The organism is Marinobacter sp. G5_S1_61_S3, from assembly GCF_054968585.1.
The window spans coordinates 30,579-46,982 of record NZ_JBQKUK010000021.1 but is presented as its reverse complement, the minus strand read 5'-3'; the positions used below and the strand labels follow the sequence as shown (position 1 = coordinate 46,982).

The window sequence follows — 16,404 nt, the reverse complement described above, 5'->3', positions numbered from 1 at the left end:
AACGCGCGGCATGGGAGGGCTATGCCGCGCGATTCTTCAGTGGTCACCGAAGTCGTAGTTCATCTCCGGAACCGGGGCCTGCAGATAATAGCCCTGGATGTAGTTCACTCCAGCCTGCCACAGGGTTGCAAGCACGCTGGCGTTCTCGACCAGAGGCACGATGGTCAGCTTGCCTGCACTCTGCAGGCTCTTGACCATTTCCTTGACCTCTTCCTTGGCGTCGTCCTTCTTCTGAAGTTCTTCAGTAAAGGAACCGTCGATCTTCACGTAATCCACGTCGATATGCTTCAGGGTATTGAACGGATTCAGAGCGCACCCGAACTGGCAGATCGAGACCTTGCAGTGCAGCTCGTGAACCGCCTTGGCGAACTCTTTGGCCTGTTTCATGTAGTTGTTGGCATCACCTTCGCGTATCTGGAAGATCAGTGAGTCGCCCGGCAGGCGAGCTGCCTTCAGGGCCACACTCAGCCAGGGGGTAAAGGTTTTGTCTTCCAGGGTCTCTGCCGTCACGTTCAGGAACAGGCGGGTATCGTGCCCGCGCGATCGATGGCTGGAAAGCTGCTTGATGGTCTGCAGAATCACCCAGCGGTCAATCTTGATAGCCATCTCCGAGGGGCCAACGGGCGGCAGGAAGTCGTACGGTGAGACTTCCTCGTTGTCCTTGTTCAACATCCTGACGAAGGCCTCGTAGTGTTCTTCACCCTCGCCGCGTAGATTGATAATGGGTTGGAAAAGCAGCTTGAAGCGATTGTCATCCAGGGCTTTCTGGATGGCATCGACCGAGTTGCTTTCATCCATGGCCTCGTAATCTGCCGGGTTGTACACCAGAACGCCGTTGCCCTGCTCATGGCCCGGCTTTTTCTTCAGCTCCGATGAGGCGGTGTGGGCCCGGCCCATCAGGTCCGGTGCCTTGGGTGCATTCTCGGTAATCGCGGCAACGCCGATGCTGAGAGTCAGTTGTACCGTGCGGCCGTTGATGTCGAACAGATGGTCTTCGACCTTCTTGCGAATGGCTTCACATTGCTCCGCCATGACTTTCTCTTCGCACGGCTGGCACAGCAGGCAGAAGGCGTCGTCGCTGAGGCGGGCGAGGACCATATTCTCCGGCGCCTGCTCCTTCAGCAGAGTAGCCAGGTCGCCAAGCATCAGGTCGGCGCCGGCAATGCCCACCTGACCTTTCAGGCTCATGAAGTTGTCCAGGGCGATATAGGCCAGTGCACCAGTCTTGTTGTCCTTGCCAGCCGTCGCAATCGTTTGGCCCAAGGCATCCATCAGGTATTGACGGTTGAACAGGCCGGTTAGCAGGTCCTGGCTGCTGATCTGACGAATCTTCTCTTCCAGCTCCGCGTCGCTGTGCTCTGGCTGGATCACGATCTGGGTGCAGGTCTCACCATCATACGTCGCTGCGGATACCGACATGGTGACGCTGAGTTCCTGGTCGTCACTGCGGCGGGCGACGCAGTTCATGGTCATGCCATCCTCACCACTATCGGCGAAGGATTTCATGAACTCCTTGTATTTTTCCTGGCTTTCCGGTGTCAGGGTGTCGAGCACAGGGATGCAGATCAGGTCGTCGATGTCGTCGTAGCCCAGGAACTCCATGTACGATTGGTTGGCGTAGATGTGCATGCCATCGTTAATGTAGGCGATGGCGTCCTTGGAACTTTCCAGCAGAAGCTGGCAGCGTTGTTCAGATTCCCGTAGGTGGGATTCGAGAGTCCTGCGACGCCGCCGATCCTCCAGGGCGCTCAGCTCCCGGTTAACCACCAGCACCAACTGATCCGTGTTCTCGAACGGAACCGTGTCCTGTCCACCGGCTTTCATAATGGAGACTGTGCGCTCGCGATTGAATTCGCCGGTCAGGAGAACGAACGGAATGTCCTTGTCCAAGCGCCGAATCATCGCCAGGGCGCCATCTGCGCCGAACTCCTGTTCAACATCGTCGCGCGCTAAAAGCAGGTCCCAGTTACCCGTTTTCAGGGTTTCTTCAAGGTCTTCCTCGGACGTGATGCGATGGGCTCGCGTGGCTTTGCCCGAGTTTCGGAGCAGGCTGACCAGGGTCTCGGCGTCGTTCTGGGACGGATCAAGGATGAGCAGGTGTACGGTTGCGTTCTTTTTCTGCATTTCGTCAGATGTCTCGTGATACACGTTGGCTGTGCCGACACCTGTCGTAGAACTCAGAGCACGGGGCCGGCTTTCACTAACGCTGAATGATGCAGGGGTTACCGGTTAATAACAACCCTTCGGGCGGGTTCATAAGCGCCCGTTCACAGTAACGGTGCGCTATAGCGAGGGCCATAGTGAGTCGAACTCGTCTTCACTGGTGCCTGCCTCCGGCGGATTGCCGCCGGCTGGCGTTACACTGGCGCTCTGAAGCTTGAGTTCAAACTGACTGACACTGCCGGTCGCTGAAATCTTGCGGGACAGTGTGCCCTGATCTTCCCGACCGTCATGAAGCAATGAAATCCGGCTGCCGGACTGGAACGGAAGTCGCGGTGTGATTAGGGTTGCTGCCTGGTTAACGACGCTGATTTCCGGTAGCAAGAGGCCGCGCAGGTACTCGCTGCTGTTGCCAATTTTCTGAATCAGTCTTACGCCGCATGGCGCCGCACTGGGGGCCAAAAGCTCAATGCCAACCTGTGTGCCCTGGTTGCGAACCTGTCTTATCCAGCGCACAACCGCTACGCTCCAGGGGTGGTTTGACTGCTCGCGGACGCCGAGAACCTCGCCCGCCTGAAGGGAGGAGGGGACGTTGGTCTCCCACGCGGCGCAGTATCCGCCGGGACTGGTGTTCACCAGCAGTGCATGGTGGCGCTTGGGTTTTCTTCGATCACTTTCACTGTCTGGTGTGGCGCCAATACTGTTACGGAAGTTGATTGGCGTATCTGCCGATTGCAATGGCTCGTCGTTGGGCCCGGCGTCATGGGCGCCGGCCCAGGCATCCTGTTTCTGCCGGGACGAGCGCAGGAACATGTTGTCGTCGCCGTTCTGGTTGTCGTTGCCGCTGACAAACTCGTTGAACGTTTTTTCGCCGGCCACGTAATAATGGGTTGCGGTCAGGCCTACGCATATCTCGAGCGTGCCCTGACTGGCAATGCGATTGAAGTTGCGCTTGGCAAGGATGCCGAGCGCCTGGCTCAGGTGAGTCAGAAGTGTGTCGCCAATGCGGGAGGGCAGCTCAAGTTCGCTGGACCCACCATCCCGTCTGTTGCGGGCGTGCAAGGCGTCCGTGATCTGTTCTGATAATTCCCGAGTGTCGAAGTTGTAGCAGTCGTTACCCGGCTTTTGTTCCAGCAGGCTGCGGTAGACCGGCGAGGTGTCCCGCTCCATGTTTACCACGAACAGGCTGTCGTTATCGGTTTCGGGCCCGCAGGAAACCAGGTGGGTCCAGTTCTCGAACAGCTCGTAAACCTGCGCCAACTCGCCTTGCCGGAGTTGATTGGGGCGGGCGCAGCCTAGCAGCAGGATGCGCTTGTAGCAGTCTTCCACGGAGCTTCCACGGCGATGGGTCAGAGTATCGTCGTCGACGGACAGCCCCTGAATCTTGTTGCGATGGGCGAATCGGAAAAGTCGATGACATTCCAGCCAACTTTGCGCAGGGCTTGGGCAATACAGTTGATGGGCCCTTACGATCGTAGCCGCCAACTCTGAGATGGCGCGGTGAATCGCTGTCGAGACCGCCTTGCGATTTTTGTCTAGGCCGCCGTTGTCCAGGAACTCAAGCACACACAGTTTGTAGCCGCTGGCGGCATGGAGCTGCAGGGCTTGGGACAGATTGGCAACCTTGCGCTGTTTTTCCGGTAGGGCAACGGCCAAGCCAAGGTAGTGGCGAGACAGTTCGGAGCAGACGAAGTGAATCTTCGGGCGAATCAGTTCCAGCAGTTGCAGCCGCTGCTGAGGCGCGATAAACAGATGATTGAGTTCAATGATGGCGTGATAGAGCTGCCGGGAAGCTTCCCCAATATTCGCCATTGGTAACTGGTTTACCCAGTCCCTGAAGGCTTTGGGGGAAGTCTGGCAAAAAGAGAGACTTGCCGTCTTCTGTTCAGGAACGCGGAGATCGGGCTTCAGAATCATGCCTTCCATGCTATCACGCCAATTGTCTGGACCACGGTAGGTACTCCGGGTTGCACCACGAACTACAGGCGTATCTTGGTAACGCCTGCGTGTTTTAATCGGAAAACGCCGCGAATATCGGTTTTTATTGTTATCGCTTTCTGCACTGTAAAATAGCAAACGCACAACAAAAAGCGAGAAAAGCACGAGTTGACAATGTTTAACAAGTAAAATTGGGCCAACATTGCCAAATGGGTCACGCAAACAGGTCCAATGGTGTTTTCCCAGGCTGGCCCGGAATCTCCCTGACAAGCCTGGGTACCAGGAAACCTGGCAGCACTGTGATCAGTTGCCGTACCAGGTCCCGAGCCTTGTCGTCACTAACTTCGAAGTGGTGGGCGCCGGCCACTGGGTCGAAGGCATGGAGGTAATAGGGCAGTACACCGCACTCGAACAATCGCTCGCTGAGTTCCGCCAACACTCTGGCGTTGTCGTTCACGCCTTTCAATATCACGCTCTGGTTCAGCAATGTGACGCCCGCGGCTTTCAGTCGCCCGAGGGCCTGTTGCGTGTCGGCATCCAGTTCGGCGGGATGATTGACGTGGATGACAACGACAGCCTGCAGGCGTGAGCCCGAGAGCCACGCGATCAGCGAATCAGACACCCTCTGGGGGATGACGACGGGCAGTCGGGTATGGACTCTCAGCCTGCGGATGTGTGGGATGGCTGCCAGTGCCTCCGCCCAGGCCGACAGCAGCCGGTCATTCGCCACCAGCGGGTCGCCCCCGCTGAAAATCACTTCGTTTATGCGAGTATCGTCGGAGAGGGCCTTGAGGGCCTGCGACCGGTCCTCCGGCGACAGTCGGTGGTCCTCGTAGGGGAAGTGGCGGCGGAAGCAGTAGCGACAGTTGATGGCGCATTGCCCGGTCACCATTAACAGGGCGCGGCTATCATACTTGCGAATCAGCCCGGTCGCTGGCATCGAGCCACTTTCCTGAAGTGGGTCGGAGACAAACCCGGGATAGGTGTCTGCTTCGGACGATAAAGGCAGCACCTGACGTAGCAGGGGGTCGTCGGGATCGCCCCTCGTGATTCGATTCAGATAGGGTTCGGGTACCCGTATGGGGAACAATCGGTGGCCTTCGTCCGCGCCATGGAGCCAAGCTGCCGGGTCAAGGTCAAGCCGGCGTAGGAGGGCATCCGGCGTAGTGACGGACTCCGAGAGCAGTCGCTGCCAGCTGTGATCAGCGTGATCGACGGGGCGGGCTTCTATACGGGTGGCGGTTCGCTGTATCATAGCCAGCTTCGAATTTCCAAAAGCATCGTTTCAGGTGATAATTTCATGGCTTCATATTCTACCAACGAATTCCGTGGCGGTCTTAAGGTTTTGCTGGACGGCGACCCCTGCATCATTCTCGAGAACGAATTCGTAAAGCCCGGCAAAGGGCAGGCATTCAACCGGGTAAAACTGCGTAACCTGATGACCAACCGGCAGTGGGAACGCACTTTCAAATCCGGCGAGAGCCTGGAAGCTGCTGACGTGATCGATCTGGAAATGGAGTACCTGTATACCGATGGCGAATTCTGGCACTTCATGAAAACCGACGGGTCTTTCGAGCAGTTTCCGGCGGATGCCAAGGCGGTTGGTGACTCGCTTAAATGGCTGAAAGAGCAGGATGTTTATACCGTAACGCTCTATAACGGCGCGCCTCTGACAGTCTCCCCGCCCAACTTTGTCGAGTTGGAAGTGGTGGACACGGATCCGGGTATGAAAGGCGATACCGCCCAGGGTGGCTCCAAGCCGGCGACGCTTTCCACGGGTGCCGTTGTCAACGTGCCACTATTTATCACCATTGGTGAAGTGCTCAAGGTGGACACTCGCTCCGGTGAATACGTCAACCGGGTCAAAAACAGCTGATTGGAGCCCTGGTGACTGACTCCCTTCAGTGGCGGCCCTCGGCTTCACAGGTGGCTCTTAAAAGCCGCGCACAACAGCTTGCCTGGGTGCGTGGCTTTTTTGCGCAACGTGATGTGATGGAAGTCGAGACGCCCGTGCTTGGCCGGCATGGTGTTACTGATATCAATATTGACAGTATCTCCGCGAATCCCGCCTCGATCGGAGTCCGCCCAGCGGGCGGGTGGCTGCAGACATCCCCGGAATATCACATGAAACGGATGCTGGCGGCTGGATCCGGCCCTATTTATCAGATCGCCCGGGTGTTTCGCGACGGTGAGTTCGGGCGGCGACACAACCCTGAGTTTTCCCTGCTTGAATGGTACCGGCCCGGTTTTACGGATGTCGATCTGATGGAAGAGGTCTCCGAGTTGGTTTGTGGCTGGCTGGGTTGTGAGCCGCCACGCACCATGGATTATCGCGATGCGTTTGTCCGGTTCGCGGGTATTGATCCGTTTTTGGCCGGTAATGACGAGTTGTCAGAGCGTTGCGAACAATGGATGGAACCATCCCAGCTGGATGGCCTCTCTCGTGACGATTATCTGGATCTGCTGATGAGCTCTCAGGTGGAGCCGGCACTGGCGGGCGTTGGGCCGGTATTCGTGACCGGTTATCCGGAGTCCCAGGCTGCACTGGCCCGTGTGTCTGAACGGTCCGGGGTGCGGCAGGCTCATCGTTTCGAGCTCTACGTGGGCGGTGTGGAGCTGTGCAATGGCTACTGGGAACTGACCGATCCCGACGAGCAGAGGCGTCGGTTTGAGGCGGACAACCAGGCTCGCCGCAGAGTGGGAAAGCCCGAGATGCCCATCGACCAGTCGTTCATGGCGGCCCTGGAGTCGGGGGTGCCCGATTGTTCCGGAGTGGCCTTGGGCCTGGACCGCCTGTTGATGCTGAAGTTGGGGCTTGATGAGTTGGCCGGCGTTATTGCGTTCCCGGCTGACCGGTGTTGATGTCGCCGAAAGCTTCACCCATACGCACCGTACCGCCTGCTACCTGATTGGCGTTCCATTTCACAGCGCCCTTGGGCATAACCATGATCACCGTTGAGCCCAGGCGGAACCGTCCCATTTCCTCGCCTTTTTCAAACTGGATGGGTGTTTTGAGGTTGTCATAGCGACTCTCGGAAACCTCACCGCCGCCGGGTGCCACGACGCCGGCCCAGGTCGTCTCGACACTGCCCACGATCATTGCGCCGACCAGCACCAGGGCCATTGGGCCTGCCGGGGTGTCGAATAGACAGGCAACCCGCTCATTCCGGGCGAACAGGTTGGGCACGTTCTCCGCGGTGGTCGGGTTGACGGAAAACAGCTTGCCGGGAACGTACACCATTTCCCGGAGCGTGCCGGCCAGCGGCATATGAATGCGGTGATAGTCCTTAGGGGAGAGGTAGATGGTGGCGAATTCGCCATCGGTAAAGCTTGCCGCCCGCTCCTCATCGCCACCGAGCAGTTCGTTGAGGCTGAAGGACTGGCCCTTGGCCTGGAATACCCGATCATTGCTGACTTGACCCAGTTGGCTGATGGCGCCGTCAACGGGACTGACCAGAGTGCTTTCTCGCTCGTCCACGGGCCTCAGGCCGGGTTTCAGGGCGCGGGTAAAAAAGGCGTTGAAGCTTGCATAGGCCGCCGGGTCCGGTTCCAGCGCTTCGTTCATATTGACGCCATAGCGGCCGATGAACCACTTCACCACACGATCCTTTAGCCCGGGCATGCTTTCATTGTCCGCAAGTCGGCCCGCAAGGCGTGAAACCGCGAGTTGCGGCGTTATGTACTGGCTCATTACAAACAGCTTGTCGAACATTGGAAAGTGATCCTTGGCGCTCAAAGGCGCGAAGTTTAACAAATCGCGGGGTGTGTATAGAAATTGTTTCATATCTTCGCGGTTCGGTCCGCTGCTTGCTATTATCTGTGCAGGCCGGCCAGGTGGCTCCGCTTCAGGCGCCTAGCCTGACAGAAATCATAGAAGGTGTGTTCTCAATCCATGCTACTCATAATCGGTGCAGTCATTGTCATTGCCAGCGTCCTCGGGGGCTATGTCCTCCATGGTGGTAATCTTCTGGTGTTATGGCAGCCCACGGAAATACTCATTATCGGCGGCGCTGCAGTGGGGTCATTCATCATTGCCAACCCCCTGCACACCATCAAGGAAGTGGCGAAAGGTGTCCTCAGCCAACTGACGGGTTCTCCCTACAACAAGTCCTTTTACATGGATTTGCTCAGCCTGATGTACGAGATTTTCGACAAATCCAGGAAACAGGGTGTGATGGCCATCGAGGAAGACATCGACAATCCGGAGTCAAGCCAGATCTTCAGCCGTTACCCCGCCATTATTAAGTCGAAGTACCTGCTGGCCTTTATCACCGACTACCTGAGAATTATCAGTTCCGGGAACATGGCAACCCATGAGCTCGAAGGCATGATGGAAAATGAGATCGAGAGTCGTCAGCACGAACTTGAAGAGCCAGCCCACGCTGTCAACAAGATAGCCGATGCTCTGCCAGGCCTCGGGATTGTCGCAGCCGTGCTCGGTATTGTTATCACCATGAACTTCCTGAGTGAGGGCCCTGAAAGAATTGGCCTCAGCGTGGCGGCGGCGCTGGTGGGAACGTTCCTCGGAATCTGGATGGGGTATGGCTTCGTTGGCCCCACCTCCATTGCCATGGAGCACACCGCCAAATACGAGATCAAGGCCTACGAATGCGCCAAATCCGCAATCGTTGCCACCGTGTCGGGCCAGGCGCCGCAGATGGCCATCGAGTTCGGCCGCAAGGCCCTGCCGTCGGATAAGCGGCCCGGGTTTCAGGAACTCAACGACCACGTGCGTTCAAAATAGTCTGAGCAAGAGCCGTCAGGAGCAGTTTCTTGGAAGAACAGCCAATCATCGTAAAGAGAAAAAAGAAAGTTGCGGCTGGGCACCACGGCGGTTCATGGAAAGTGGCTTTCGCTGATTTCGCTACCGCCATGATGGCGTTTTTTCTCGTGCTCTGGCTGACCGCAACGGCGTCTCCTGAACAAATTCGTGCTGTGGAAGGTTACTTCAAGGACCCGGTCGGGTTTACTGAGGGTGGGTCTCCCAATCCGGTGGATCTTGAGGGCAGTGCCTCGGTGATCAACGAAAGCAGCGAGGACATCGAGCGCAGCGATATCCAGATCGAAGACCAGGTTGTGGAGGAGCTGGCGCAGACTCTGGAGCAGCGGCAGATGGAGGAGCTCTTTCAGGACCTTCAGGACCGTATAGAGCAGAGCGAAACCCTTCAGGAGTTCAAAGATCAGCTGCTGATCGATATCACAAGCGAGGGCCTGCGTATTCAGATCGTCGACCGCTCACAGCGCCCCATGTTTGACAGTGGTCGGGCCGAGCTCAAGTATTATTCTCAAGATATCCTGTTTGAGCTTGCCAAGACTCTCGGCACCGTCAACAACAAACTGAGCATTACCGGCCATACGGACTCCACGCCCTTCAGCGGTCGCCCGGGTTACACCAACTGGGAATTGTCGGCGGACCGGGCCAACACGGCTCGCAGAGCGCTCGTTGCAGGCGGTGTCAGGCAGGAGCAAATTGGCCGGGTTGTGGGGCTGAGCGATTCGGTGCTGTTTGATCAGGACGATCCTCAGGCGCCGGTTAATCGTCGTATTTCCATTATCGTGATGAACAAAAAGACAGCGGCTGGCATCCAGAGCAATGCCAGTCGATCGGGTGAGCCCTTGATTGACCTGACTGCCCCCTCTGAAGAGGAGCAGCAGGAGGCAATGAAACGGCTGGAAGAAGGCAGCTGGGCGGAAGAGAAGGAAGAACCCAAGCCCGGAGAGCTGAACTGGTAAGTCGGTTCAGTCGGCTTTCAGTCCCCGTGACTGTTGTTCCGCCATATCCTGAAGAATCCGGTTGAAGCTTTTCAGTCGCTCCGTGCTGATGCGACCATCTTCGGCAGCCTGCGCAATGGCACAGCCGGGGTCCCCCATATGGCTGCAATTGCGGAACTTGCAGTGACCGATCAGGTCTCGTATCTCTCGGAAGCCGTACTCGATCTCTTGTGGTGTCATGTGCCACAGCCCGAACTCCCGGATACCCGGCGAATCGATGAGGTCGCCTCCGCAGTTGAGGTGAAAAAGTTTGGCGGTCGTGGTGGTGTGAACCCCTTTCCCGGTGCTCTCCGAGACCGCGCCTACCCGGATCGATGCTTCCGGCAATAACGTCTGGATAATGGACGATTTGCCAACTCCCGATTGACCCACGAATACGCTAGTCTGACCTTTTACCAGGTCTTCAACCCTAACCGCCTGCTCACCCTCCAGGGTTTTTGCGGAGGTGCGTTCTATTCGATATCCGAGCTTTTCGTAGCGAGCCAGAAGTTGGTCGATTGCTTCCCGATTCTGGTCAGTCACCAGGTCGGTCTTGTTGAGCAGGATGATGACCGGAATGTCTGTGCTCTCGGCCGCCACCAGATAACGATCAATCAGGTTGTCGTGGGGTTCCGGTTCGGGGGCGATCACAAGGATGATGTAGTCAATATTGGCAGCGACGGGTTTGAGGGCGCCGAAGTTGTCGGGCCGTTGCAGTAGGGTGTGACGGTCGCAACGTGCCACAATGACGCCGGTATTGTCGCTGCCTGGTCGCCAGATCACCTTGTCGCCAGTTACCAGGCTGTCGATGTTCGCTCTCACGAAGCAACGCAGCACCTTGCCGGTGTCTTCCCCCTCCAGGGCTTCCACGTCGAGTTGCTGGCCGTAGTGAGCGATAACAAGGCCTTGTTGCTCCGGGCCGAGATCACCAGCGTCCAGCTTTTCGCTGATGGATTCTTCTTTCTTCGCCGCCCGTGCAGTCCGCTCCTGCTGAATTTTCTTGATGCGCCACTGCTGCTGCTTATTGAGTCGACGTTTAGCCATATCGTGGGTCGGTTAATTCCTGCTGGGAAATGGTGATTGCTGTAACATCATACGTGAATGATTTCGTCAGAGCCTGTTTGTTCTGTCGGGATTGGCCGATATATTACCAATATTACGAGGGTGGCCGGTCACTGCTTCCCGGGAGCGTCTGAAACCAGGGATGGTTTCAGTCGAGCGCACATGGATGTGCTTGTAGCGTATCCCGGGAAGCAGTGACCGGCCACCCATGCACGCATTGGAAGGCTGGGAGTCACCGAATGCCAGAAGCCAACTACCTTGTCTGGATTGACCTGGAAATGACGGGGTTAGACCCGGAAAAAGAGCGGATCATCGAGATAGCAACCATCGTTACGGATTCTGAATTGAACACGATTGAAGAAGGGCCGGTGATTGCCGTTCACCAATCAGACAAACTGCTCAGTGAAATGGACGAGTGGTGCACGCGGACCCATGGCGAAAGCGGACTGACCCAGCGGGTAAAGGACAGCAAGTACGGCGAGATCGATGCCGAACAGAAAACCCTGGAATTCCTGCAGCGGTATCTCGAGCCGGGGCAGTCCCCATTATGTGGCAATAGCATCGGCCAGGATCGTCGCTTCCTGGTGAAGTACATGCCGGAACTGGAAGCCTTCTTTCACTACCGCAATCTGGATGTGAGTACCATCAAGGAGCTGGCGAGGCGCTGGCGCCCGGATGTGCTGGACGGGGTTAAGAAGAAAGGCAGTCACCTGGCGTTGGACGATATCCGCGACTCCATAGAGGAGCTGCGGCATTACCGGGAACACTTTTTCCAACTGTAGGCCGCGGCGCTTTCAAGCTATAGGCCGTGCCTGCGAAGGGCCCAGTGCACATGCTCCCGAACCATCTCTGACGGAAAGTCAGCCCGCTGTTTTAGGGCCTCGATCACCGGAATGGTCGATGGCGCATTGCCAAGGCCCACCGCCAGGTTCCTCAGCCATCCCTCGTAACCGGTGCGGCGGATGGCGGAGCCTTCAGTGCGTTTGAGGAATTGTTCTTCCGTCCAGAGGAACAGCGTAGCCAATTCGCTGTTGTCCAGGCCATGGCGGGGCTGGAAGTCTTTTTCCGCCGTTGGCTTGCTGAACTTGTTCCAGGGGCAGACCAGTTGGCAGTCGTCACAACCGAACACGCGGTTACCCATTTTGGGGCGCAGTTCTTCCGGAATACTGCCCTTGAGCTCGATGGTGAGGTAGCTGATGCATTTGCGGGCATCGAGTTTGTGGGGGCCTTCAAAGGCATCTGTGGGGCAGATGTCCAGGCACGCAGCGCAACTGCCGCAATGTTCCTTTTCAAACGGTTCGTCCAGCGGTAATGGCGCGCTGGTAAAGATTTCTCCGAGGAAGAAAAACGACCCCGCTTTTGGATGAATCAGCATGTTGTTCTTGCCAATCCAGCCCAGGCCCGCGCGCTGGGCAAGGGCCCTTTCGAGCACAGGAGCGCTGTCTACGAACGCTCTGTAATCGTATCCCGATACTGCCTCGTCAATGCGTTTTGCCAGGGTCGCCAGTCGTTTGCGCATCAGCTTGTGATAGTCACGCCCAGTGGCATAGCGGGTAATGTAGGCCTTCTCGGGGTTAGTGAGTATTCGCCCCGGGTTATCGGGCGCAGGCAGGTAGTCCAGCCGCACGGAAATGACTCTTTGCGTTCCTTCCACCAGTGAGGTGGGGGTATAGCGTTTGTCGCCATGATCTTCCATATACGACATTTCGCCGTGAAAACCCTTGCGGAGCCAGTCCTTCAGGCGAGCTCCGTGAGCACCGGTGTCCGGGAGGGTAATGCCGACATCACTAAAGCCGAGTTCCCGGGCCCAGGATTGGATATGTTCCGGCAGATGTTCGAGGTTTTGATCGATCGATTCGGTCATGGAGTGCCAGTCGAGTGGCAACCGGTTTTCCCGGCGGCCCGAAGGGTAATGAAGTTTAATTTGATTAAGTTATGACCTTTTCCGCTGTTTTGCTATTCTTTACAGGTATCTGGCCGATTTTCTTAATCCGAATTCTTTAGCGGGAGCCGATTTTCATGCCCCTGTCTGGTGGTCATAGTTTACCAGAAGACCTCTACTCCGCCGATGCGGTGAGGGAGATTGATCGCTATGTAATTGATCAACAAGGGGTTGACGGATTTGACCTGATGCAGGCCGCAGCCGCCGGTGCGTTTCGCAGGCTGGTACGCAACTGGCCTGAGCCGGGCCGGGTTCTGGTGCTGTGTGGCGCCGGCAACAATGGCGGTGACGGCTATTTGGTGGCGGCCAATGCCGTACGCCATGGTTTGGATGTGGACTGTATTGCCGTTGCGCCGACGGGAAAATTATCTGGTGATGCCCGCAAGGCCTGGCAAAAATCCGTGGCCGATGGGGTAAAAGTGCGGGAACTTGTGGATCTTGGTAGCGGCGATGCGCAGCGATCAATTGCCAGCGCCGGGTTAATCGTGGACGCCATGTTGGGAACCGGCGTAACAGGCGCTCCCAGGGAGCCCTTTGCGGCGATGATCGACGCGTGCAATGAGGCGCCTGCGCCCGTAATGGCGATTGATTTGCCGTCCGGCCTGAACGCAACCACTGGGGCGGTGGTCGGAAAGGCGATACGGGCCGATGCAACAGTGACCTTTATTGGGCTCAAGGCCGGACTGTTTACGGGGCAGGGGGCTGAGTGTGGGGGTGACATCCTGTTCGAGTCCCTGGATACCGATGACTGGGCCTCCGAGAGCGGTCAGCAGCCTTTTGCTCGCCGAGTTGACTGGCAGTCGATTCGTTCGGTCATCCCCAGGCGATCAAGAACCGCGCATAAGGGTCGTTTCGGGCACGTGCTCGTGGTGGCCGGGGACCGGGGTTTTGGCGGTGCCGGCCTGTTGGCAGCCGAAGCAGCGGCAAGAGCCGGTGCCGGACTGGTTACGCTGGCCACGCGCCCGGAATACGTCTCACCGGCCCTCGCTCGCTGTCCATCGGTCATGGTGCAGGGGCTGATTCATGGTTCTGAACTGCCGCCGTTGATTGAAGCGGCGGATGTCATAGTCTGTGGTCCGGGCATCGGCCAGGGTTCCTGGGGGCAGCAGATGCTCCAGCAGGTGGTTGCGAGCGGTAAGCCGAGGGTGCTCGATGCAGATGCCCTCAACCTGATGGCCTCAAGGGTGGCGCAGCTTGCACACAATCATATCCTTACCCCGCATCCTGGAGAGGCGGCGCGGCTTCTGGCGTGTGATGTGGCGGAAATTGAAGAAGATCGTGTAGGCGCTGCCGGGCGAATGTCCCAGATGTTTGGCGGAGTGGTGCTGCTTAAGGGTGCCGGCACGGTGGTGGCAGGCGGAGGTGCCGTACCGGACGTTGTCAGCGGCAGCAACCCTGGCATGGCGACTGGTGGCATGGGGGATGTTCTTTCGGGTGTGCTGGGTAGTTTGTACGCTCAACTGAAGGATGCCCGTGTTGCAACCTCGGCAGGGGCTGCATTGCATCTGGCGGCTGCGGACCTGGCGTCGGAAACCCGCGGTTATATGGGGCTGTTGCCGATGGACGTTATTGAGGCCCTGTCACAGGTATTGGTGGATTCTGAGCGCTGGCCGGATCGTCGTTCGGTTGGCGGTGGTGGAGGCGAATGATGGACGTTGCAGCGCAGGAGCTCTCGCTGTTCCTGGAGGATGAGGTGGCAACTGAAAACCTTGGAAGGGGGCTCGCTACCGTTGTGGTTCAGGCCGGACAGGGAGCCACTGTATTTCTCGAGGGCAACCTGGGTACGGGAAAGACAACCCTGAGCCGCGGAGTCATGCGTGGCCTTGGTCATGACGGGGCTGTTAAAAGCCCGACCTACACCATTGTGGAGCCGTATGAGCACCTGAGCCCTCCCGCTTACCACTTCGACCTATACAGATTGGGTGATCCGGAGGAGCTGGAGTACATGGGTATACGTGATTACTTTCAGGGCCGGAGCCTTTGTTTGATTGAGTGGCCCGAGCGGGGTCAGGGAATCCTTCCGGATCCCGACCTTTGGATACGCTTGAGTGTCAGTGGAGATGGGCGTAAAGCGCTTGTCTCGGCGGCAACGGCTGTGGGTGTGGGGTTGCAGGCCAGGCTTGCGGCAATACCGTTGTCGAGTGTTCGAGGTTAATTATGTGTGATCAGTGCAGGTGGGCAGGAAAATGATGGCAAGAATGTTCTCCAGATGGTGCCTGGCCGGTAGTGTAATGCTGACTCTGTTGTTTCCTATGGCAGCAATGGCGGGCGTTAACGTGGAAGGCGTGAGGATCTGGCCCGCGCCGGACCATACCCGGCTGGTGCTGGATGTTGCCGACAAGATTGATCACAAGGTGTTTGCCCTTTCCGGGCCTTCGCGCCTGGTGATTGACCTTGAGAACACGACGCTCAAGGCCGATTTTGACAAGCTCGACCTCTCGGGCAGTCCCGTAAAGCGTATCCGCAGCGCCCCGCGCAACGGTAATGATCTTCGGGTAGTGCTCGATCTGAAGAGTGACATCAAGCCGCGCAGCTTTCAGCTCGAACCCAATCAGCAGTACGGTCACCGGTTGGTCGTTGACCTGATCGACGAAGGTGGTCTGAAGGCTCGAAAGCCTTCGGAGCCAACCGTCACCGAAAACGCCAACGGCAAGCGGGATATTATCGTGGTGGTTGATGCCGGCCACGGCGGCGAAGACCCGGGAGCAATCGGCCCCCGGGGCACCCGAGAAAAGGACGTGGTGTTGAGAATGTCGAAAACCCTGGCGGAATTGATCGACGCCAAGCCGGGTTATACCGCCAAGCTAACCCGTACCGGCGACTACTACATCGATTTGCGTAGCCGCACACTGCTGGCCCGGAAGCACAACGCCGACCTGTTTGTGTCGGTCCACGCCGATGCCTTTCGCACGCCTCAGCCCCGTGGTGCTTCGGTGTTTGCGTTGTCACAGCGGGGTGCCACCAGTGAAACCGCCCGCTGGCTGGCCAAGACCGAGAACCGCTCTGACCTGATCGGGGGTGCCGGTGGGGTGTCCCTTGATGGTCGAGATGACATGCTGGCGGGTGTGCTGCTGGACCTTTCCATGACCGCCAGTATCAATTCCAGCCTCGGTGTCGGGGACTCTATCCTCGGCAGGCTTGGCAGTGTCGCCAAGCTTCACAAGAAAGGCGTTGAGCAGGCTGCGTTTGCGGTGCTGAAATCACCGGATATTCCATCGGTTCTCGTTGAGGCGGGATTCATCTCGAATCCGAAGGAAGAGCAGAACCTTTCCAGTGCCTGGTATCGTGAAAAACTGTCCCAGGCGGTGTTTCGGGGTATCGATGACTACTTCCAGAAAACGCCCCCGCCAGGCACGTTGCTGGCGTGGCAGAAGCAGAACGGCCGTGGCGATGGCAGTGTCAGTCAGTACCGGATTCGCCGCGGGGATACGCTCTCAGGCGTCGCTCGGGAGAACCAGACAACCGTCAGCGAACTGATGCAGTATAACGGCCTCAATGATGACCGTGTTATGGTAGGGCAAACCATTCGTATTCCTGCATCCTGACACGAG

General features: G+C 57.6%; 14 protein-coding genes. 8 read left to right on the top strand and 6 right to left on the bottom strand.

Going from position 1 to position 16,404, the window contains the following annotated elements; translation table 11 throughout:
* Positions 1-36: 36 nt before the first annotated feature.
* The 3 genes from ACTRWH_RS18340 to epmB form a co-directional block, all read right to left on the bottom strand.
* Positions 37-2,124 carry an EAL domain-containing response regulator gene (locus tag ACTRWH_RS18340; RefSeq protein ID WP_036209690.1) on the bottom strand — a complete coding sequence of 696 codons (2,088 nt, stop codon included), beginning with the start codon at positions 2,122-2,124 and terminating at the stop codon, positions 37-39.
* A 159-nt stretch (positions 2,125-2,283) separates the two neighbouring features.
* On the bottom strand, positions 2,284-4,086 hold the full coding sequence (locus tag ACTRWH_RS18335) for a GTPase (protein ID WP_136632987.1): 1,803 nt from the start codon (positions 4,084-4,086) through the stop codon (positions 2,284-2,286).
* Positions 4,087-4,312: 226 nt separating this feature from the next.
* Positions 4,313-5,353: an EF-P beta-lysylation protein EpmB gene (gene epmB, locus ACTRWH_RS18330; protein WP_127401725.1), complete on the bottom strand. Its 1,041-nt coding sequence runs from the start codon at positions 5,351-5,353 to the stop codon at positions 4,313-4,315.
* 45 nt (positions 5,354-5,398) lie between these two features.
* Here epmB and efp point away from each other — a divergent pair, with 45 nt between their 5' ends.
* Positions 5,399-5,974, top strand: a complete 576-nt coding sequence (efp, locus tag ACTRWH_RS18325; RefSeq protein ID WP_036209698.1) for an elongation factor P — start codon at positions 5,399-5,401, stop codon at positions 5,972-5,974.
* 11 nt (positions 5,975-5,985) lie between these two features.
* A complete protein-coding gene (gene epmA, locus ACTRWH_RS18320) occupies positions 5,986-6,960 on the top strand; it encodes an EF-P lysine aminoacylase EpmA (protein ID WP_036209701.1) in 975 nt (324 codons plus the stop codon).
* Here the strand turns inward: epmA and asd are convergent.
* On the bottom strand, positions 6,932-7,810 hold the full coding sequence (gene asd / locus ACTRWH_RS18315; RefSeq protein WP_462826718.1) for an archaetidylserine decarboxylase: 879 nt from the start codon (positions 7,808-7,810) through the stop codon (positions 6,932-6,934). The two genes, epmA and asd, sit on opposite strands and share 29 nt — an antisense overlap.
* Before the next feature lie 180 nt (positions 7,811-7,990).
* On the opposite strand from asd, the gene motA reads away from it, so the two are divergent.
* Both motA and motB read left to right on the top strand, forming a co-directional pair.
* Entirely contained in the window at positions 7,991-8,842 is an 852-nt protein-coding gene (gene motA / locus ACTRWH_RS18310; RefSeq protein ID WP_075196537.1) for a flagellar motor stator protein MotA, read from the top strand.
* Positions 8,843-8,871: 29 nt separating this feature from the next.
* A complete protein-coding gene (motB, locus tag ACTRWH_RS18305) occupies positions 8,872-9,831 on the top strand; it encodes a flagellar motor protein MotB (protein WP_036209707.1) in 960 nt (319 codons plus the stop codon).
* Between the two features lie 6 nt (positions 9,832-9,837).
* On the opposite strand, the gene rsgA is transcribed toward motB, so the two are convergent.
* Positions 9,838-10,893 carry a small ribosomal subunit biogenesis GTPase RsgA gene (gene rsgA / locus ACTRWH_RS18300; protein ID WP_462826717.1) on the bottom strand — a complete coding sequence of 352 codons (1,056 nt, stop codon included), beginning with the start codon at positions 10,891-10,893 and terminating at the stop codon, positions 9,838-9,840.
* A gap of 257 nt (positions 10,894-11,150) precedes the next feature.
* Between rsgA and orn the strand changes: the two genes are divergently transcribed.
* Positions 11,151-11,693, top strand: a complete 543-nt coding sequence (orn, locus tag ACTRWH_RS18295) for an oligoribonuclease (protein WP_036209714.1) — start codon at positions 11,151-11,153, stop codon at positions 11,691-11,693.
* 17 nt (positions 11,694-11,710) lie between these two features.
* On the opposite strand, the gene queG is transcribed toward orn, so the two are convergent.
* Positions 11,711-12,775, bottom strand: a complete 1,065-nt coding sequence (gene queG / locus ACTRWH_RS18290) for a tRNA epoxyqueuosine(34) reductase QueG (protein WP_036209717.1) — start codon at positions 12,773-12,775, stop codon at positions 11,711-11,713.
* A gap of 155 nt (positions 12,776-12,930) precedes the next feature.
* Between queG and ACTRWH_RS18285 the strand changes: the two genes are divergently transcribed.
* Genes ACTRWH_RS18285 through ACTRWH_RS18275 form a run of 3 tightly spaced genes read left to right on the top strand, consistent with a single transcriptional unit; the run spans position 12,931 to position 16,398 of the window.
* Positions 12,931-14,502 carry an NAD(P)H-hydrate dehydratase gene (locus ACTRWH_RS18285; RefSeq protein WP_462826716.1) on the top strand — a complete coding sequence of 524 codons (1,572 nt, stop codon included), beginning with the start codon at positions 12,931-12,933 and terminating at the stop codon, positions 14,500-14,502.
* Positions 14,502-15,008: a tRNA (adenosine(37)-N6)-threonylcarbamoyltransferase complex ATPase subunit type 1 TsaE gene (gene tsaE / locus ACTRWH_RS18280; RefSeq protein ID WP_462826724.1), complete on the top strand. Its 507-nt coding sequence runs from the start codon at positions 14,502-14,504 to the stop codon at positions 15,006-15,008. The genes ACTRWH_RS18285 and tsaE overlap by 1 nt, the downstream gene beginning before the upstream one ends.
* A 34-nt stretch (positions 15,009-15,042) precedes the next feature.
* Positions 15,043-16,398, top strand: a complete 1,356-nt coding sequence (locus ACTRWH_RS18275) for an N-acetylmuramoyl-L-alanine amidase (protein WP_041332406.1) — start codon at positions 15,043-15,045, stop codon at positions 16,396-16,398.
* Positions 16,399-16,404: the final 6 nt, after the last annotated feature.